The following is a 19,535-nucleotide window of genomic DNA, read 5'->3' on the forward strand; positions in this document are numbered from 1 at the left end:
CGAGTCGCCCTTCGTGCTGAACATCGCCACCCAACTCATCGCCGTGCACGGTGGCAGAGCATCCCCTTGGCCCCTTCCAGTGACGCCTCTCCGAATGGCCGAGCCATTTCACTCCTTGCGTAAGCGTACGGGTGCGATGACCAACCTGCGACTGCGGTATCGTTTCCCTGAAAACATCACTGAGTCAACCGAGTAGTGTCTGAGATGATCGCGCCAGATGTCCAATGTAAACCCACGCTGGGCGAGGTCCAACAGATCATCGAGGACTTCGATGCAATCCATCCGCCGCAAGACGAGCGCGCCGCTGCGGAAGCCATCGGCATCGCAACCCAGGGCAAAGGCCTTGCGCAGTGGTCAGGCCTTGTCCACGAGCGCCTGGACACATTGAGTGCTCCCGACCAGTACGGAGTGCGAGAGCATCTGCGTGACCTCACAACCGAGCTTATCTATGCGCACGTGCTTTCTGATCGGCCGTTCGAGCCGCTAATGAAGACATTGGGTGCAGCTAGCTCGATCTCCACACCGCTCGGTGATCGCAAGTCCTCGGAACCGATCGAATGGACGAACTTGATCCACGCCGCTCGCGTGCAGTCGATCTTGACGCAGCGGTACGTTGACCACCTGGACATGCATTATCCGCGTGAGTTCGCGGTTGCGCTCGCAGCGCGACGCCTTCGCGACCGTGGCTTTCCTGTGGAGCAGAACCGCACGCATCTTCGCCTCGGGCAACAAGCTGAAGAACGGCTGATCGCACGCTTGGATGAACTGGTCAACGAGCTAGGTGGACTGAATTTACTTCGGCGGCTGTTCCAAAAGGCCGCTGCAACCTACGATGCCAGCTCGGAGCGCTACATGATCGTCAGGGATACGAGGGTTGGGCGCCCGCGTGCGCCCGACTTCCCATGGGGTTACCTCATCGCATTGGGCGCCAAGCACCTCTGTCGCCGCAATGGCCGCAGGCCTTCTGATGAGGCTTGGCAAGAACTCGTCGGTCTTGCGACAGATCTTGCCACCCTCCATGACGTGCAGGACTACGCACCGCCAATATTTGCGCAGATCCCGACCGAAAAGCTCGTTGCCACGTTGACGAGACGAGCGCTCTACGACTCGATTCACACCTTTCCGCAACTACGCTCAAGCGATGTGCTCCGCATGCTTCGACCGCTATTGGGTGCAATTCCCTCAGGCCAAGCATTCGGCCCCGGCTGGACGACAGATGACGTGTTCGCCGTCATCGAGCGGCTGTACTTAGCCATAGGAGATTGCCGCGGCCCGCTCACTCTCGACCTTCGCCACATCGCCAAGACCGTTCCGGGCGTGGCGCCTCCGCTGGCCAAACGCATCCTGCTCGACGTTCTATCACACCCCTCGACGGGCCCAAATTCGAAGTTCTGTTTTCCGACCGATCAGGCCGTGCGAGGCGAAGACCCGCTAACCGGTCCAGGCAACAGCCTATACTTGCGCCCTCTGATCCGGCTGGATAGCAGACGCGCAATAATCGTAGATCGCTCCGTGGCCGGCCCGGGCATGGTAGAGGCGGTGCTAAGTGCTGTTCGCAGCCAGGTAGGTGCCGATTCTTTCCAGGGAAAGGTGATTGGTGCAGGAGCCGAGGCTCTCATTCGGCACGAGTTCCAGCGGCACGGCATTACGCTTCACACCGGCGACTACGACACACCAATGGCTCATGGCGAATGCGACGTCGTTATCGATGAACCCGGAAATCTGGTCTTCATTGAGTCCAAAGCAAAGGCCCTCACTCGAAACGCCGCCAGCGGCAATGACGTCGATGTACTGCTCTCGCTCGCCGGTAGCGTTGTTGCGGCGATGGAACAGTCTTTTGGGCATGAGGTGCAGCTGCGAAAGTACGGCAAGATTGAGCTTTACGATAGGGATGGTCGCAAGCCGATGCACACTTTGACGTGGTCGGGTCAGACCGTCGATCGCATCGCTTTGTCCCTGTACGACTTTGGATTCTTCCAAGATCAAACTGCGATATCGAAGTTGATCTGGCCAATGTTGAATGCTCGCTACGGAGCGATTGACTCTGCAGTCCAAAAGACTTTCAAGAATCAATTTAGAACGCTGAACGAAAAGGTGCTGCCAAAGCTCACAAGACATCTTCAGATCTGGAATGAGCTTGGCCTTCAGAAGGAAGACCCGTTCCTTCTTGGCAATTGGTTCCTGAGCGCCCCGCAGCTTTTTGCACTGCTCGACGGAATCCAGGGCCCGGCCGAGTTCTTCGAGCGACTCGAATGCCTGAGAAACCTGACGTATCAAAGCTACAACTTCCACCATCAACTCCAGCATGCCTTATCCCTTAGGACGAAACGGGATGCGAGTGGCAACGCGGGAATGCCCTGAGCAAGAGCGAAAGCGGGGCACTTGCAGAGTGCCCACCTCTGAAGTTTGGGACATCGGGGCAGAACGGTGTTGGGAAGGCTCATGGGGGCAGGGAAGGGCATCATCCGATCCCAGGCCCAACCACTGCGGCCAATACCCTGACAGACTCAATTCGCGCCTCACATAAGCGTGCAGTCGACAGTTCCCGCAGGCTTGACGTGATGCTCATAGCGGCACCCCAGCGCGAGGATGAGCCGAGGTTGTACCGCCTGGACAGTTACCTTGATACCGCTGGAAGTAGCGGGGGCGCCATCTTCTTATTACCGTGACGCGTCACGCCCGATTGGCCTGACACGCTCAGCGAGGTAAGCTTCCGCCTGCAGAGGGGGAAGCAATGAAGACATGGATTTCAGCAGGTCTTCTGCTGTTCGCGTGCAGCGCGCACGCCCAGCAGGTCAACAAATGCGTTACCAAGACCGGTACCGAATATCGATCCGGACCTTGCGATGATGGTGTTGCGGCCAAAACGTGGTCTGCGGAGGTTGCCCCAAGATCGCCCGAAGTAGTCGCCAATGAGCGTCGCCTCGATCTGATCCGCCAAGAATCTGCCGCCAGGACACAACGCACACGCACTACACCGGCTTCTCGCGGCACCGCAATCCAGTTCTCCCAGTACAAGAATCCGGATCGCTGCGCTTGGGCGAAGGCCCAACGTACCGCCGCCTTCGAGGCTGCGGGCCACCGACGCACCTTCGCGCTGAGCCGCCAAATGGACGACTTGGTGTATGAATCATGCAAGTAGCCGGGGTGTAGGGGCAGCGCCCCTACGGAAGCGCCTCACACGCGCTGACGATGCCTCGGCCCACGGCTCATGTAGACCACGTTGGAGGTTTCGGCGCCGGAACCGGGATCACCGACGCCCAACCGCCGTTCTCGGCGAATTCTGAGGACTTCGGCAAGGTAGATCACGCCGGATTTCGCCGTGGCGGACCTCGTGGAGGCCGGAGCCGATCGTGCAGCCAAGTCTGCGCGAGCCTCGGCCATCATCAGTCGCCATTCCCGCGCAATGTTGCAGGTCAGGGACCACCAGGCCATGTCGCCGGGCTCCAGTTGGTGACCTTCGGGGGTGAACATGTGTCCAGCTTGGAAGCCGAAACCGGCCCAAGGACCGGTTAGGTCAGTTCGCTTATGCGGATCGATCTCGATCATGCTGCAAGCTCATCCTTGTCGGGGGAGCCAGCAGGGAGGCAAGTGTCTGCCGCACCGAAAACGCCCGGCCTCTAACGCATTGATTTTAGAAGATATGGATGGGGTGAGCTTAGCCTCTTCCTGGCAGCTTCCGTCCACCAAAGATGCCCGATATTTCCGGAAGTCCACCAAAGATGCCCGATATTCCCGGAAGTTCACCAAAGACGCCCGGCATTTCCAGAAGTACATAAATAACGCCCAACAGTTCCGGAAGCCCATAAAACACGCCCACGACTGCCGGGGGTTCATTAGAATTGCCAATTAGCCCACGCGGCGGCAAAGCCTCCCCTTGTGTTGCGTACTCGCATGAAGGCTACTGCCGTTCGCAGTCCGGCACGAGACAGTGCCGTTGCCCCAATGATGGCAAAAATTGCTAAGAACTGCCTGCCTTAGGATTTCTGCTGGATTCTAGCTGTTTTTCGAGGTGTCACCCAGGCGACCCGGACTTCTCTCAAGGAACGGGCGGAACCCTGAAGCTCGATGACCGGATACCCACCTGAAGGCAGTACATCCTTCGGATTCAGCTTGAACACCCTTGCAAGCGTCAACGCCAAGCCTTCCTCATAAGCGGTTGCCAGAACCCACACAAGCGCGTCGACCAAGGCGGATCTTCCCTTAATGCTGTCCAATACCGAAGCGACGATTACGGAAGGGGACCTATCCGGCTTGTCGTTCGCGATACCAAAGGCCGCAGCGGCCAGCTCCAGCGCTGTGCCGCACGCTAACGTTACCATCGGGTCGACAACCGAGAGATTGAGCCAAGTCGCGCCGCTGGCAGAAACACCATAGGGAGCTAGGAACGACTCGTGCCGCTCTACCTCAGTGGGTCCTTGGGTGTCGTAGTGCGTTGAGCGGAAGCTCAGGACAGATAGGCCTTCAAGTCCGACCCTGGCGCATGCCGCTGCAGTGGCCCGCGTCAAAGCATCGTAGGCCATCAATGGGAGCGGAGCGCACATGAGGCCCGAGTTGCCGCCAATCATTGCCCAGCCCCAGAACGCCCCTGGCTCCGGATCGTCAGCGGATGGCTGGAAAGCCTCATACCTTACGTGAGCATTGCCATCGTCCTGGTGGACGGGCGGCATAGGAGTCGTTCTATCAATCAGGCGCGCCAGAGCTGAAGGCCAGCTTTGCGCATCACTGGGGAAGTGAATCACTCGGCCTGCCCGCTGGCGTGATGCCCAATGAAGGTAGTCATCCACCCACTGCGACACTTCACGAGCGGGAAATTGCCTGACGTCCAGTAGCGCTGTGTGGGCGTCGATTGGCTGAAATCCACAAGTACAAGTCCCGAGACCACCGGAGTGGTCAAAACTGGTGCCCAGCGTCCTTCCGCATGCCTCGCAGTGGCTGATGAGCTTCTCGCCATGCCAAGGGCACGCAGAGATGGAAGGAAGGAGAAATAGTGAACAATGGTAGCCGTGAAGTGCGCATGCGGGGCACCGCATATATGGAAGCTCACTACCCGCGAGAAGTCGAAGTGATTGAACTGGAAGCCACGCGGCCGGATTCCATAGATTCTTCGTTGTGACGTCACGGACTTCGATGGCTGACGCAAAAGTATCCTGCACCCGGCCCGGCAGAAGCAAAGGGCGGAGCATGGAGCGCCCAGTCTTACGCCTCACCCCCATGATCATGAGTTGCTCACTTGTTGGCATGCCCAGTGCAACGATCCGCTGCAGCACGCCGTAGCCCGATATGTATGGATAGAACTCATGCTCTGCGCCGACAATCCGAGGCGTAGAAGGATTTACGGCGCGAGAGCTATTCATTGCTTCCCCCTACCTGGTTTGCCGTATTCTGTATCTTCTCAATGATGGCGATTGCCTTGTCGGACATCTTCTCGCGCATGCGAATGAACTCGGTTCGCAGGTACCCGACATGCACAAGCGCAGCACGGACGTCAGATGGAGTGAAGCGTTCGAAACTCTGCTGAAACCAAGCGTTCGTTAGCAGATTCCGCACGGTCGATGTGAAGGAGCACATCGGCCAGCCACTATGTTCGGGAAGTCCCACCTCCCTCCGGAGGGCGGACACAGCATCGCAAATCATCTCCGTTTCAGATTCCAGCCGCCATCCGCGATCAAATGCGTCGGTGGCGAAGTATCTAGAAAATGGCATGTCCTCTGTCGGCCACCATGCTGCGCCGTCGTAGCGCGACAGGGCATGCCTGACCTCATCTCGCGCCGCAAGAGGAAGAAATGGGGCTGAGTCCAGAAACCACCGGCGAACAACATGTGACGGATGGTGCTGCCACATGTCGCCAAGCTCGATGCCCTGCTGGTCACTTTGGTACACAAAGACCAAAAAGAGAGTAAGCCTGTCCTTGCTCATCAAGTTATCAAGATCTTCTAAGCACTGAAACTCAAGATTGGTGAGCCGTTGAGCACTGTCGATGAACAATACGTACCTGCGTACGTCGGCGTGCCCACACGCGGCGCGCATGTGATTGTGTATTCGTGCCCTCAGCTCGTGAGGCCTGGCCGATGACCAGCGCGGCATTCCCAGTTGATGTGAAAGCGCGTGCCAGAAGCTCAGCGGGCTCCTGCATGCATCTGAGGTTGCGACGATTGCCCTGGCCACACCTGCGCGGCGTCCGTCCTCCACGAGCCAGCGCCAGTCGGTTTCGACTAGATAGTCTTGCGCCGTGGATTTGCCAACCCCGCTCTCTGAGTAAAGAGAGCACCCATGATGACCCTGCTGAATGTTGTACAGAACGAAATCCGCCATGCGTTCGACAGGCTTCGTGTTGATACGGTAGCCAGACTCAATGAAAAGTGGATGGTCGGGGTCAAGGCGACGGACGGCCATGATGGCCTCCGCAAGGTCCGATCTAGTCATCAAGATTCACCTTGCCTCCCCGGGGGACTCTTACCGGGATGTGAGCTGGCTGGGACCGAATGTCGGGCAGACGGCCGAAGTGCAACTGCTGCAAGCGCGCAAGTTGGTCGACTGCGGGTTGGGACGTGTCTGCAGTAGATCGAAGATGCGCTATGAAGGCTTCAATTGCACACTCCACGCCAGCGATTGAGAAATCACTGCGCTGTTTGGACCAACGACAGATGATCCTTCGCGTCCTCTCGTCATGCGGCGCGCGCGACCAAGGCGCTCGCGCGGTAGCCACTCCGAATGGCACGGTGGCACTTTGAAGTAGCACGATTGAACGAAGATCGCGCCTATTCACGCGCGCAAGAATCCTGGTGCCAATCAGTCCCCATTTATCGTTAAGGGAAGGGGATCGGTAGTCCGCATACAAGTAGGTGACATGGGGCAACTCCCCATTATCCTTGTTGCCTTTTACGGGCAGGCTTACGATTGTCGAAGCCATATCTGCAGCATCCAGGCCACAGGTTTCCGGCGCAAACGCAAACGCTGACTCTTTGCGATTCGTGAGATACGCTAGCGGCGTCATCTGTCCGAGTGCGGAGTGAGGCGTCGCGTTGTAGTTGGCTATGATGACGTCCAGGAGCTCCTCGAGAAGGTGCATCTGGATGGGATGGGCATCCGGAGAGAAGTTGCTGATCCTGATCTTGTTTTCCCCCAGCCGTTTGGCGGGCTCAAAACCGCCGGGGATCTTACGCAGCGCACCACGTTCCAAGCGCGAGAAGAATTGCTCTACAATGGGTCGTGAGCGCGGTGTGTGCGACTTTCCGAAGATCATCACACCTCCCCGAGCCCTGCAGAATGCTGCTTCGAGTGCATGGGCCGAGTGCGCAAGGAAGTTGTCCAGTGCGACAGCGGCCGAGCGCGTGACTATCGGCGTTGCTGCCTGATAGACGGGCATTCCAGCGCCAGGTGCGTAGAAGAGGTCCGGGATCGTCAGGTCCCTGGGAGCCCAGGGTTCCATTGACTTGGACAAGCAGAGCGCTACATCAAGATTGTCATAGCTCTGGCCGACACAGAGAAGCCATCCCGTTACCGCCCTGGATTCAGTCTCTATTTCGATGAGAAGCCATAGCCGTGACACTTTGCGCGTAACACGCGCGCCATTGGGCATATCGATGGAGATCTTGCATTCAACATCGATTTGGTGCGCGTCAAACTCCGTTCTGGCGAACAGGCCCATCCGTACTGCTTGCTCCAAAGCGACAGGAGCGTTCGATGCCGATTGAGGTTCATAAAGGTCCACGTCGGCTACTGCCGACTGCCGCCGCTTGAGCAAAGCAAGCAGCGAGCGCTTCCCCTTGCCAGGATCGTTCAGGGGGAATTTGTCCTCCAGGTTGTGCTGCTTCAGCTCCGCAAGGACTCGTTGGTGCAATTTTACGAACGCGCTTGGAGGGCGGCCCGGCGGCAGATGGGTTGCAAAGCCATCGATCAAGGCTTTAACACTCGGCACAGCTTCGGAGACTTTGTGCCACGCAAATCTTCCTGGAACCAGCGGCAATTCCGCGGGTTCGAAGGAAAGCTCAGTCGAGTAACTGCCCCATGGAATGCATACGCGAAATCCGTGCGGCATGCCATCGTGGGCTATCGTGGGCGCTTTCATTGCCATGCGCTTCAGGCGTTTGTGGCAGATTCCATATCTCCGGGATATAGCGGTGATGGTGGAACGGCCCAGAAGCAAGGCGGTGAGTGCTTCCTTGGCCACGCGGAACTTGGAGAGATGATCTGGTGCAATATCAACCGGATGTGGGGAGTACCACTCGTCGAGTGTCGCCTGATCATAGATTTCGTACCTAGCCATGACGCACCTCCACGAGGGCATCCGGATCCCCTGGGCGATAGTCCACGAGTTGTACGCGGCCGGTGTAGACGAGGCTTGCCACTGCGCAAGCCACTGCGAACCGGGCCTGGCCCGTCTGCAGTTGTAATGCGCTCATGGTGAGGCGCTCAACGTTCTGGAGCATGTCCTCAATCCTCACTTCCAACTGCCTGGCCCCCGCGATCTTTGCATTGGCCCAGACAAGCGGAAGTAGTTCGTAGGCAACAGCGACCTCGCTGGCGCGAGATGCCAGAGAGTTTTCGTGGACAAGTCGCAATACGAGCCCTTGATTCAAGGCCATGTGGATGAGCTCGTCATCTGCGGGAAGCTTGACTAAGCCAACGCTCAGTGAAGCCACCCGTTTTGTAGGGATTACAAACTGGTAGTGCTGGGTGCCATCCCTCCGCCCGACCCAGAAGCTCAACTCAAGGTCGCGCTTCTCGCCTACCGTGATTCGACGCGGCCTCTCAACATACATCTCCACCTGGGGGTCAAATTCGAGCATCAGCGCCTGGCAAAAGTTGACCAGGTCGGCCACCGTTACGGTCCGCCCATTCTTCGGGGACTGAAATACAAAGATTTCGCGGCGGTCGCGCTTGCCGCGTGCTAGCTCGAGAGGGGAATGGGGCAGATGCCCCTCACGGCGGTCTTCGTCCGTCGGTTTGGCGGTCGCGCTTTTTCCTGCGGTCATCATCCTGCTCCTCAGCCGTCGGCTTGCGAACGTCTGCCCGGTCTCGAGATTGGAACAAGGTGCCCATTCAGGTTCGCCTCCGCCATATGAGATGGGGAGGAAATGGGCGCACCCCTCCGCGCGAACGGGAAGTCGCTTGACTTTGTCAAGGAAAAGGGTGAGCCTCAGGGTACAGGCTGAGTTTCACCACCATCTGCTCCAACAGATGTCACTTGCCCCCGCGCCAACGGGGGCAAGTCATTTCCAGGGTTCGGAGATGTTAGTTTCCGGCTCTTGGTACTCTCCTCGGCGCTCGGCGAGCGCATCTTCGGGGACGTCTTGAGTCTGTTCTTGAAACGCTACAAGCCCGGCCCCTTGAGTTTGGGTTGTGGGGCGTCATTCCTGGTTGGGCTTCAGAGCAGCCGCTTCATCTTGCGGGGTGCCAGATACTGCCGGCGGACTGATTGCGGCCCTCAGCCCAACCATCCAGTCGGCGATGTCCATCGCAAAGGCAAATTTGCCGCGGCGGCCGGGCACTTTGAATATCTTCACGGGCAAGGTTCCGCGTGCCTCTGCTTGGCGGAGCGCGTGGCTGGAGCGATAGCCAAGAGCTCGCGGCAAGTTTTCATAGCCGATGAGAGGCCCGAAATGAAAGGTCAATTCTCTTTCGATCTCACGGCGTTCCGGGGCCAGGATTGATTCGTTGGTCCGCTCCGTCATGGCGTGGTCACACCCCGTCGCTTGTGTCCTCCTGATTCTGCCCCTCTAATACGGATGGTGGAAGGAGTAACAAACTCGCGTTTCGTTACCCATCAAAGGTGAATGGGGAGGGGCACGGCCATGGCGCTCAAAGAGATACCCTTTTACGGCGAGGCGCGACTTGCCCGCATGCGTGCAAGCACGAGCATACTTCCCGCCAACCGAGCCGTGCCGTACTGCCTGCGATCACTCAGTGTCGGATTGTGGTTTGAATGCTTGCGAAGCCGAATGGGCCTATCCAGCGCATACGCGCTCGGACAGTCGATATCCCCGGAGCGTCCCGGCTGCCACTCCAATGTGTGGGTGAAATATGCCCATGCGGAACACGTCCCGTCCCAGGCGACGCAGGCAGCAGCCGAGGCGCGCTATCCCGGCTCCCGCATGGTTCTATGTTCACCGGTCTGGGCCGCTCTGAATGTCCACGAGGCACTTGGCGGTTGTGGAGAATCAATACTCATGTCGCTCAGTGCACCTGTGCAACTGGAAGTGTTCAGCGGAGCGAGCTTGCGAGCCGGCATGTTTGTCCGCCGAGACCGTCGGTTACGAGAGATCACCGAGGGCTTGTGCGGGCTGGGCACTCTGGATAGCCTGGCGGCACTAGTGGTGATGTTGAGGGTCGCCCATGAGCAGGGCAGACGGCATGACTGCTTTGCCTTGGGGCGTGCACTGCACGATTGCCTGCTACTGGTGGGGCAGGATAGTCCCATCCAGCTTATTGCCGAAGAGCTGTTCTGGTACTTCAGCCATTTCGTGCTTCCTTTCACAGGGTGCCGGGGTGTTCGGATTGCATCGTCGCGACGCCGCTTGCTCCTGCAGCATGAGGTTCTCTCCCGCCTCGTACTTGAGCTTGAAGACAGCGGGTTCGACTATCTCCCAGGCATGCGTCACCCGCTCTTGCGGGTAGTCCGCAATCAGCAGCATGCTCCGTCTTTGCGCTTCTTCTCGCCCGGCGTCGGACCCTGCAGCGCAACATCGCGGCAGATGGCGCGGTAGCGCTATCAATACAGAGTCTTGTTGAGACGAGGAGGCATCCAGGATGGTGAGCGCAGAGACTAAAGGCTCGACCGATTACGAAATGAGCCGCTTGTGGTGGGCGGCACGGCTGTCGCAGTCGAGTAGAGGCTCAAGATGATTGCCTATCTTGGTTGGGGGTCGCTGGTATGGCAACCCGACGGTCTACCGGTTCGTGGACAGTGGCTGGCAGACGGGCCAACGGTTTGCGTAGAGTTTTTAAGGCAATCCGGCAATGGACGGCTTACGTTGGTCATGCATGCGGCCGCGTCTGCTGTCACCTCCTTCTGGGTTGAGGCTGGTACCGACGACGAGGGCGACGCCAAGCGAGCCTTGCGTGAGCGGGAAGCCATTCCCTCAAAGAACATGGAGCGACACTTGGGGGTCTGGACACATGGCTGTCCAGCACCGGCGAGTATTCCTGGGCTCGCTGACTGGGCCGCTGCTCGCGGGATTACCACTGTGCTATGGACGGCGCTGCCACCGAAGTTCAACGGGGAAAATCAACGCGTCCCATCAGTGGAAGAAGCAGTTGCCTACCTCGCAAGCCTCTCAGGGCAAACTGCGACGCTCGCAGAAGAGTACGTCCGGCGAGCCCCGCCCCAGATTGACACCGTCTATCGTCGTGAGTTTGCTGCACGTCTAGGCTGGCATCCCCTTCCGAAAGGGAGCTAACTGCGACGTGCGTGTGATAGCCGATGGCCAAACTCCGGCAATGGCCAGCACCGTTTCTCACCTTGGGCCGACTTGGGCCGGAAGGCCCGGCCCTGTCAGCGCTGCCCGGGGCTCCGGCTCAACAACTGGATGAGCAGAAGCCACTTGTGTGTCACTTTGCCGGCGGAGGCAGCACAACGATGAGTGCCATCCATGGGGCGATTGCCAGAACAGTGGCAATGTACGCGTACTTCAAACAGCTGAATTTTGACGAGAGAATCTTGGAATTGCGCCAACATTGACCCAGGAGGTCTTCCTCGAACTCCATCAGCGTACGCTCCGCGCACTTCTGCAAGAACTCGTGCTCGGCCATGCTCGACACCCGTTCAAAGAAGATGAGCGAATTTGACCCGCCTCGCAGTTCCGGAAAATATCCGTACCACAGGTGCCAGAAGCTAACAGTAAGCGGTGTAAGGAACAAAACGCCCACAACCGAGATCAGGGCCGTTAGTTCATCAAGTTTCGGCAGCCGCGTCGCGATCATGGCAAGCATGCCCAGGTTGATACCCAGGCCGACCGAGAGTTTTGTGTCTACACGGGAGAAGAAGCCCAAGACCAAATTCAGCTGCTGCCAAGCGGCACTAACGCGGTCGCTTTGATTTGGCGGGTGGCCGCCAGAATTTTGAGGTTCTTGCACGGGGTGAGTTCTCTGTCTTGAGGGATACGGTTTGTGTTCGTTTGATGGCAGATCGAAGACCGCAGATGTCCAGCGTTCCGCAGCAGCGCGCTCCTGCAGCCGCACAATCCTCAAGGAAAGCTGTGTCGGCCAGCGCACATCGGTGCTGTTCCAAGATGAAAGTGACCAGGGCCGCAGCGTGGTCGCCACATGCAGTGATCGCACCGTCAGGATCGCGGCCACATGGGCAGACTGGGGGTCTCCCGACCAAGGTTTCAGTGCGCGTCGACACCCGAGCAAGGAGTAGTTTGCCGTGCCAGAGCTCGAGCCTCCGCTTCTGAGGGCGCGAATCCTTGCGGACCATGAACTGCCCCGCGAGCACATCTGCCTTGAATGCCGGACCCAGTCGTTCGGCTGCCTGCTCAGCATTGGCCTGATGCTGCGCAGCACGACCGTGCGCGCGGCCGTTCTCCGCTCCAGGAAAGACCCGGCGGGCGTTCGCGCCGATCTGGTAGGTCAGGTACTGGTAGACCGTGGCCCACCAATGCCTCGCTGCTGCTTCGTCTTGGATCCGGCTCGGATTGTCTTCTCCCCAGCCGAGGCAGAAGCTACGGTCACCGTTGATATGCCGATCGGGACAGAACCCCGGCAGCATGCCGGGGTCGGCGATCTCGCGCACTGAGACGTGCTCGCCTGCAACGGAGACGAGCAATCTAAATGCGTACTCGGCTCCGCCGGCCCGAACCACTGTGATCCCAACCAGCCCCCCGACAGGGTCTACGATCAACGTGGCACCGTAGTCCGGTGCCACGCGCTGCAGCAGCTCCAAAGGCCTTGGCGTCACGTCGCGGCCACATGAGGACGGATCGGCTGCGCGAGCGCAGGAGCCACTGCGGGTGCCACTTCAGCGTAGTGTGCCTCCAGTGTTGCCTTCGCCACGCGGTCCCCGGATGCGGCGAGTTCCTCCACCGCTGCGGCATAGTCTAGGTTCGCCGCCTTTCGCTTGTCGGTAAAGACGGTCCGTATCGCGGCGCTGGCGGCCTTGTAGGCATTTTCACCAATGGCCGTCTCCACACCGTCGCAGAGTCGTTGTTGGGCTTCAGATTCCAACACCGCTCGCCCCGTGGCACACCGCAGAAGGCTCCCCTTCATGCCCAGGCGGGAAATGGCAAGGGGGCCAAGTTCGAAGCCAATGGCCAATCCCAGCTCTGCCACTTCCGCGCCTTCGGCGCTCAGTTGCTCCAGGGCAGTGGAGAAACTGCTGCGCAATGCACCCGCGCACTGGGCAGCGGTGCTGACCGTGTCCTGCGCATCTGTCGTCTGTGACGTGCCCTCCAGCAGCACCCCATGAAGGCAGTCGCCAATAAAACGGACACGACGCCCTCCAAAATCCTCGTGTACGACCGCATCCAGCTCAGAGCGCAATACGTGCAGTGTTCGAACCAGATGTTCGGGATCCTCCTCTAAGGCAACGCTGATCAAGTAGCTGCACAGCGATTGCACTGATCAAGATGAATTCGATGAAGCGATTTTTGTCCCTACATGGACTTTTGTAGCTTGAACCTTGCAGCGGTCGGGGATTTTCACCCCCATCGCTGCCCACCAAGGGCATCTATCCCGCCACACGGGCACGCGCCAAGTACAGGTTGGCCAGCCCCAACACCACGAAGCTGCGATTGGCATTCTTCTCCAGCCCTCGGTAGCGCACCTTGCTGAAGCCCCACAGCCGCTTCACCACCGCGAACACGTGTTCCACCCGTGCCCGGATCCTGGACTTGTTGCGGTTGCGCTCGGCTTCATCCACTTCGCCGCCCTTGCGCACCCGCTGGTTGGTGAAGTCCTTGGCATGCGGCGCATGCTCGCCAATCAGGGCCTTCTGGCTGGCATAGGCACTGTCGCCATAGACCCGCCGCTCCTCCCCGTGCAGCAGGTCCTCCAGCAAGTGCTTGTCGTGTACGTTGGCTGCGGTCACCGCCGCGCTGTGCGCCAGCCCCGTGCGGCTGTCCACGCCAATGTGCAGCTTCATCCCGTAATACCACTGCTGGCCTTTGCGCGTCTGGTGCATGTCAGGATCGCGGGCCTTGTCGGCGTTCTTGGTCGAACTCGGTGCTGCGATTATCGTGGCATCCACGATCGTGCCGGTGCCCACCTTCAGGCCGCGGTCCTCAAGCACGTCTCCCACTTGGGCGAACAACGCTGCGCCCAACTCGTGGTGCTCCAGCAAGCGGCGGAACTTCAGCAGCGTGGTGGCGTCGGGCACCCGCTCGCGGCCCAGGTCGATCCCCACGAACCGCCGCAGCGCCGGACTATCGAGCAGTGCTTCCTCGCATGCCTGGTCGGCCAGGTTGAACCAGTGCTGCACGAAATACATCCGCAGCATCCGCTCCAGCCCCACCGGCGGACGACCGTTGCCAGGCTTGGGGTAGTGCGGCTCGATCACCGCGCACAGCGCCGACCACGGCACGATCTGCTCCATCGTCGAAAGAAACACATCCCGGCGCGTGGGCCGACGGTACTGCTCGAACCCAACTTCCTGATCCGCCGCCATCGCCAAGGTCTGCTGCTTCATCGCTCGATTCCCGCTATCCAATACATGAGACTATTTTCTCAGGTTTTTGAGACTTGATCAGCGTTGCCCTAAGTGCTTGTCCACGAAGTCGGTGAATCCGTCAATGTCGGCATAGATCGAAACGCCATCAAATCGCCTTGAGTTCGCCGCGCTGAGCAGGGAGAAGTCCAGATCAGAAAGCGGAGGCGTCGGTCGACTGAACTTGAATTCGCCGATAGGGAGCTCGGCCTGTTCATCTTTCCAGAGTTCGATGATGCGCGACTTGGAAATGCCGAGTGCAGCGGCCTCGACGCATGCGGAAATCTGAGCATCGGTCAGCGAAGTGGTGCGGTCCTTGTTGCCGGTCAAGGTAGGCAGTTCAAGCACGGCACGTGCGCCGTGCGTCAGGTAGATGCCTTCAGCCCCTCCATGCCCGGCACACTTGGCCGCCTGATTGGCTGGGGAGCCTAAGAAAAGAGGTTCTCGGCTGGCGCGACGACCATTGTTGACGGCCAACGCCATCCCGCTGTCAATGCCGACACGAACCTGGGCATTGGGGATGTGCGCGTCCGAGTCGCCCGTTTCAGCCAGCACATCGATGGCGAGCTGGGCGATCGCAACCGCGCGCTCGATCCGGGCGCGTTCGTTGGCATCGCCGTACGGCTTGGTCACAACCGCATGCAGCCGCTGGTTGTGAAAGTCCACACGGATGGCATCACTTTCAACGAGGATGCGATGGACGGCGCGGTAGTGCTGATTCAGGAATCGAAGGGCCCGCTTGTGGCAGGTTTCGCCTTCGATGTCAGTGCAGCTAAGCATGTCCGCCAGATTGACGATGTCGATGTAGACATGCGCCCCTTGGACGCGATAGGCGCGATTGACTGGAATATCCACCAGCGAGGTTTCCCGCTTGTAATCGCGGATGTCCACGTCGCGGACTTCGGCGTAACGGGTGGCAATGCGCTTCTTGGTGCGATCTTTTTTCCAGCTGTGTCCCATCGTGCTACTCCCTGCGCCCAAGAGGAGGCCAGGCCGGGCGGGTCGCGTCGCCTACGGCGTGGCTGGCAGCCGGATTCATTCCAGCTCCTTTGGGCGTATATTGGGACCCAGTTCACACTTTCAAGGGGGCAGTATGGGGACTGGGATCGTCGAGCGCCTCGCGGCGGATGATGGCAGGCGACTGATCGCCGCCTTGGCTGAGTTCCGCCTGCTGGCCGGCTTGGACGCGGCCGCAGCCCAGCTGGCACAGGCCGGGGAATTGCTCGACGTGGGGACAGGGCAGGCCTTTATCACTCAGGGCGCCCCAGAGACCGACGTTTTCTTCATTGTCTCCGGCTCCGTGGACGTGCTGGTCAACGGCAAAGTGGTTAATACCCGAAGGGCTGGGGACCACGTCGGCGAAATGGCAGCCATCGAACCGGCGCAACTGCGGGCGGCAACTGTTACTGCACGCGAGCCGACCGTAGTGCTAAAGGTGCCGGAAATCGATTTCAGCAGGATTGCGGATTCACACCCCGTCATCTGGCGGCGGCTGGCCGCGACCCTTTCGCGCCGTCTAAAAGAGCGCAATCACATGATTACCCAACCTCGCGGACAGGTCCGGGTCTTTGTGATGTCGTCGGTGGAGGCGCTCCCTGTCACGCGGTTGCTGGTACAGCACTTCGAGCACGACCCGTTCCTGACGGTGGTATGGGACCACGGGGTGTTCCGCGCCGCCAACTACACACTTGACGAGCTCGAGCGCCAGCTGGAACAGGCAGACTTTGCCATTGCCGTGGCCCACGCGGATGACATGGTCATCAGCCGCGGTGACGAGTGGCCTGTCATGCGCGACAACGTCGTCTTTGAACTGGGTATGTTCATTGGATTCCTGGGGCGTCGGCGCGCCTTCTTGATGGAGCCGCGCGAAGACAAGCTGAAGCTTCCCAGTGATCTCACGGGGCTCACGACCGTCCCCTACCGATACACCCCTGGCCCGGACGCCCGGGCTTTGATTGCACCGGCATGCGAACAAATTCGCTCCCGCATTCTCGAAGCTGGGCCGAGGGACTGACGGTGGCACTGCTGGAAGAGATGACGGCCGCCGTGCAGGCGATAGCACAAACCCGATGGTCTACACGGAGAGGTCAAGTTGTACCCGATCCAGAAGATCTGCGATTGGGCAATGACGCAGTGGAGTTTGATCGTGCCACTGTTTTGTACGCGGACCTGAACGGCTCAACGAATATGGTCGACACCGAAGCCTGGCAGTTGAGTGCAGAGATCTACAAAGCGTTCCTGCACTGTGCAGCGACGATCATCAGGAAAGAGGGCGGCAAGATCACCTCCTACGACGGAGATCGTGTCATGGGCATCTGGGTGGGTGACCGGCAAGCCACGCCGGCGGCTAAGGCCGGGTTGAAAATCAACTATGCGGTCAAGATGATCGTCATGCCAGCGTTGAAAAAGCAGTACCCCGACTGGACAGGTACCGTGAGGCATGTCGTCGGAATCGACAGCAGCCCAATCCGAGCTGCTCGCACGGGTATTCGAGGCGGCAACGACATCGTCTGGGTTGGACGCGCGGCCAATCATGCGGCCAAGCTCACGGACCTGGACCTTGCCCCGTCAACCTGGATTACCGATGAGGTGTTCATCCGGTTGGCTGATGAGTTGAAGTACGGTGGAACGCCGCCGACTCTGATGTGGGAGGCGTTCCGCTGGAACCGGCAGGGTGGTCGCCGCATTCACGGATCAGACTGGGCTTGGCGCGTCTAAAGCGCCCTCTGCGGACCCGGCATTCGCAGGGCCAGCATGGCAGGGAAAGGGCGCACTGTTAGAGGCCGATTTCATGGCGCGGGAGTCAGGCAGCCGAGTCCTGCCCTCCGATGAGTGCGCGCCGGGAGAGGAACCCGCTGCCATTGCGGAGCTCTGGCAGAGGTTCATCTACGCACCGGCCCCTAGCGCCGCATTGATCTCAGCGAAGGCCTTCTCAAAGCGCTCCAGCGTTTCATTGATGGCCGTAGTTTCCGCGGCCAGCACGTGCTGATTCTGGATGAGCCAGTTGGCGGGAGTGAAATGATCCAGGGGCGGAACGGAAGCCCCCATGACATTAAACAGTGCTTCGGCCTGTTTGACCTGGCGCGTCAGGGCACCGTCTTGGCTGAACTGCCGGGCGGAAATTTGCCCTTTTCCCTTCAGACCGTAGGCACCGTTGAGGATGTCGGCGAAGACGGCGGGTGCGAAGAAGTCCTCAATGTCGCTCTCCGCCTTTCCGGTGAAATCCGTGGCTACCAAGACGCCGGAAGTCTTCATGATCTGAGACTCCCTCAGCCGCTGCACCTTGCCTTTATCGCCATTGCCGTAGTCACACAAGGCGACCATGTGGATGCCCTTGCCAGAGAAGAGCGAGGCGAACGATTGCACTTTGTCTATGCCGCCTGTGGGGCAGATCACCCACCGGCTGTCCAAGCCTTGGCGCTTGCGTTGCTTGAGCGCGTGCGATGCCGCCTGAAGATAGAGCACATCCGAAGGTCCTTCGACCAACAGGGTATGCGCTCCCACAAACAGGCTTTGGGTAACCTCGTAACCGAGATGGGCCTGAAGGGGGAACAGCGTGTCCTGATCGACGCTCAGGACGTCCGCGGAGACCTGTGTGCCCTTAACGGTGGGGCGGCGACGCTGGTCGTAGGTGACAACGTCCTCGACGACGCGAACGTCCGCAAGACGATCGGCCGGCACCATAAAGGGCGAGTGGGTGCTGTAGATGACCTGGTGGTCGGGGAGTAGACGCTCAATGATGTAGCGGAGCAGATCAGCTTGCGCCTTTCCATGTAGCGTCAATCCAGGCTCATCCAGAAGGATGATCGCACCGGGGTTCCTCTTTCGCATCTGCTTGAACTGCGACAGGAAGGAGAAGAACCAGACGAATCCGGCGCTGCGCTCAGACAGGGGCACCGAAACCTTGTGGTTGTCATTCCGAATGCGGATTTTGGCAACAGTCCCGCTATTGAAGGGGGCGGGATCCTCGGAGAGGCCTTGGGCAAGCGCTATCTCTACACTGAGCGCGTCGTTCTGACTCCAAAACTCGAAGATCTCATCGGTAATTTCATTGGAGGCGGCTTGGCAACGTGCGTTGAGCTCTTCCAGGCGTGTGCTGGACTGCAATTCGCTGACCGACGTCCCGGCGTACTCGAGGAAGTCGAGGAAAATCTGGTCACCCGGGGAGATCGTCGCGCCGCTTTGGGTGTCACGAGACAGCTTGTCCAGCGATATCTCCCCGGACATGCGATCAAAGTGAGAGGTATAGAAGAACGCCGGCATCCTTTTCTGCAGGATATCGATGGCCGCCAGCACTGGTTTCCCCTTGCGGAAGCCGCTGATGGACCGCTTGACCGCCTGCAATTGGTCAGACGGCTCGGGGTGCGCATCTATCTCGACCACGAGTCGATCCAGCAATATCTTGGAAAACTTCTCCCGCTCCTCGCCTGCCACACCGTGCTGGTCGAGCAGAAACGCGCGCACCACGTTGGGATCGACGTGAATGCTCCAAGTGCTGTGGCCACTGTAATCTGTCGTTACGTCAACGGTCGTACTACTTAACGCGCCGGCACCCAGGACGTCGGCGACCGCCTTTTGGTCTTCGTGGCTGAGCTCCCAGGTCAGGGTGGCAACCGGTGCGGGTTCGTCGTCGTGGCGTTCCTCATACCGCGTGAGGAAGCGGCGGGGGTAATCGTGCACCGTGTCGTAAGCAAACTGGTCGGCGATGGGACGGGTACCAAACAACGCCGTCAGAATTGCAGTCTTGCCCGCCTCGTTCTTACCGACCAAGCAGGTCAGCTCTCCGACATCGAACGTTCCGGAATCCTCTGCAGAACGGAAGTTTCGGATCCGTGCCTTGACTAGCTTCATGCTGCCCCCTGATTCCTGCCGTGGATGGTGCGCGTCTTGT

At 59.4% G+C, this 19,535-nt stretch carries 17 protein-coding genes; 3 read left to right on the plus strand and 14 right to left on the minus strand.

Going from position 1 to position 19,535, the window contains the following annotated elements; all coding sequences use genetic code 11:
- Nucleotides 1–195: 195 nt before the first annotated feature.
- Nucleotides 196–2,361 carry a hypothetical protein gene (locus LZ605_RS04590; protein WP_249844005.1) on the plus strand — a complete coding sequence of 722 codons (2,166 nt, stop codon included), beginning with the start codon at nt 196–198 and terminating at the stop codon, nt 2,359–2,361.
- A 388-nt stretch (nt 2,362–2,749) separates the two neighbouring features.
- On the opposite strand, the gene LZ605_RS04595 is transcribed toward LZ605_RS04590, so the two are convergent.
- From LZ605_RS04595 to LZ605_RS04650, 13 genes are all read right to left on the minus strand, one after another.
- Nucleotides 2,750–2,941, minus strand: coding sequence for a hypothetical protein (locus tag LZ605_RS04595; RefSeq protein WP_249844006.1), 192 nt, complete (start codon nt 2,939–2,941; stop codon nt 2,750–2,752).
- Nucleotides 2,942–3,177: 236 nt separating this feature from the next.
- Nucleotides 3,178–3,549 carry a DUF3653 domain-containing protein gene (locus LZ605_RS04600; protein WP_306803841.1) on the minus strand — a complete coding sequence of 124 codons (372 nt, stop codon included), beginning with the start codon at nt 3,547–3,549 and terminating at the stop codon, nt 3,178–3,180.
- Between the two features lie 428 nt (nt 3,550–3,977).
- The gene (locus tag LZ605_RS04605) at nt 3,978–4,523 is read right to left on the minus strand and encodes a hypothetical protein (protein WP_126412179.1); all 546 of its coding nucleotides are present in this window, start codon (nt 4,521–4,523) and stop codon (nt 3,978–3,980) included.
- An 826-nt stretch (nt 4,524–5,349) separates the two neighbouring features.
- On the minus strand, nt 5,350–6,396 hold the full coding sequence (locus LZ605_RS04610; RefSeq protein ID WP_072167141.1) for an ATP-binding protein: 1,047 nt from the start codon (nt 6,394–6,396) through the stop codon (nt 5,350–5,352).
- Between the two features lie 22 nt (nt 6,397–6,418).
- Nucleotides 6,419–8,269 carry a hypothetical protein gene (locus LZ605_RS04615; protein WP_024956856.1) on the minus strand — a complete coding sequence of 617 codons (1,851 nt, stop codon included), beginning with the start codon at nt 8,267–8,269 and terminating at the stop codon, nt 6,419–6,421.
- On the minus strand, nt 8,262–8,978 hold the full coding sequence (locus LZ605_RS04620; protein ID WP_049401583.1) for a hypothetical protein: 717 nt from the start codon (nt 8,976–8,978) through the stop codon (nt 8,262–8,264). Before LZ605_RS04620 ends, LZ605_RS04615 begins: the two co-directional genes overlap by 8 nt.
- Nucleotides 8,979–9,353: 375 nt before the next feature.
- On the minus strand, nt 9,354–9,677 hold the full coding sequence (locus tag LZ605_RS04625) for a hypothetical protein (RefSeq protein WP_024956858.1): 324 nt from the start codon (nt 9,675–9,677) through the stop codon (nt 9,354–9,356).
- Between the two features lie 720 nt (nt 9,678–10,397).
- A complete protein-coding gene (locus tag LZ605_RS04630; protein WP_126412177.1) occupies nt 10,398–10,637 on the minus strand; it encodes a hypothetical protein in 240 nt (79 codons plus the stop codon).
- Between the two features lie 916 nt (nt 10,638–11,553).
- Nucleotides 11,554–11,934 carry a Pycsar system effector family protein gene (locus LZ605_RS23160; protein ID WP_353949956.1) on the minus strand — a complete coding sequence of 127 codons (381 nt, stop codon included), beginning with the start codon at nt 11,932–11,934 and terminating at the stop codon, nt 11,554–11,556.
- Nucleotides 11,935–12,022: 88 nt separating this feature from the next.
- Nucleotides 12,023–12,901, minus strand: a complete 879-nt coding sequence (locus LZ605_RS23165; protein ID WP_353949944.1) for an E2 domain-containing protein — start codon at nt 12,899–12,901, stop codon at nt 12,023–12,025.
- Complete coding sequence (locus tag LZ605_RS04640) at nt 12,898–13,539, minus strand: hypothetical protein (protein WP_249844007.1); 642 nt, start codon at nt 13,537–13,539, stop codon at nt 12,898–12,900. Before LZ605_RS04640 ends, LZ605_RS23165 begins: the two co-directional genes overlap by 4 nt.
- A gap of 130 nt (nt 13,540–13,669) precedes the next feature.
- Nucleotides 13,670–14,626: an IS5 family transposase gene (locus tag LZ605_RS04645; protein ID WP_102947207.1), complete on the minus strand. Its 957-nt coding sequence runs from the start codon at nt 14,624–14,626 to the stop codon at nt 13,670–13,672.
- A gap of 57 nt (nt 14,627–14,683) precedes the next feature.
- Nucleotides 14,684–15,604, minus strand: a complete 921-nt coding sequence (locus tag LZ605_RS04650) for an adenylate/guanylate cyclase domain-containing protein (protein WP_249844008.1) — start codon at nt 15,602–15,604, stop codon at nt 14,684–14,686.
- A gap of 133 nt (nt 15,605–15,737) precedes the next feature.
- On the opposite strand from LZ605_RS04650, the gene LZ605_RS04655 reads away from it, so the two are divergent.
- Both LZ605_RS04655 and LZ605_RS04660 read left to right on the plus strand, forming a co-directional pair.
- The gene (locus tag LZ605_RS04655; protein ID WP_088428977.1) at nt 15,738–16,658 is read left to right on the plus strand and encodes a TIR domain-containing protein; all 921 of its coding nucleotides are present in this window, start codon (nt 15,738–15,740) and stop codon (nt 16,656–16,658) included.
- Nucleotides 16,659–16,660: 2 nt separating this feature from the next.
- Nucleotides 16,661–17,362, plus strand: a complete 702-nt coding sequence (locus LZ605_RS04660) for an adenylate/guanylate cyclase domain-containing protein (RefSeq protein ID WP_197621874.1) — start codon at nt 16,661–16,663, stop codon at nt 17,360–17,362.
- A gap of 168 nt (nt 17,363–17,530) precedes the next feature.
- Here LZ605_RS04660 and LZ605_RS04665 read toward each other — a convergent pair whose 3' ends face one another.
- Nucleotides 17,531–19,495, minus strand: a complete 1,965-nt coding sequence (locus tag LZ605_RS04665; protein WP_249844009.1) for an AAA family ATPase — start codon at nt 19,493–19,495, stop codon at nt 17,531–17,533.
- Nucleotides 19,496–19,535 lie beyond the last annotated feature (40 nt).

This window comes from Stenotrophomonas maltophilia, from assembly GCF_023518235.1.
Classification (GTDB): Bacteria; Pseudomonadota; Gammaproteobacteria; order Xanthomonadales; family Xanthomonadaceae; genus Stenotrophomonas.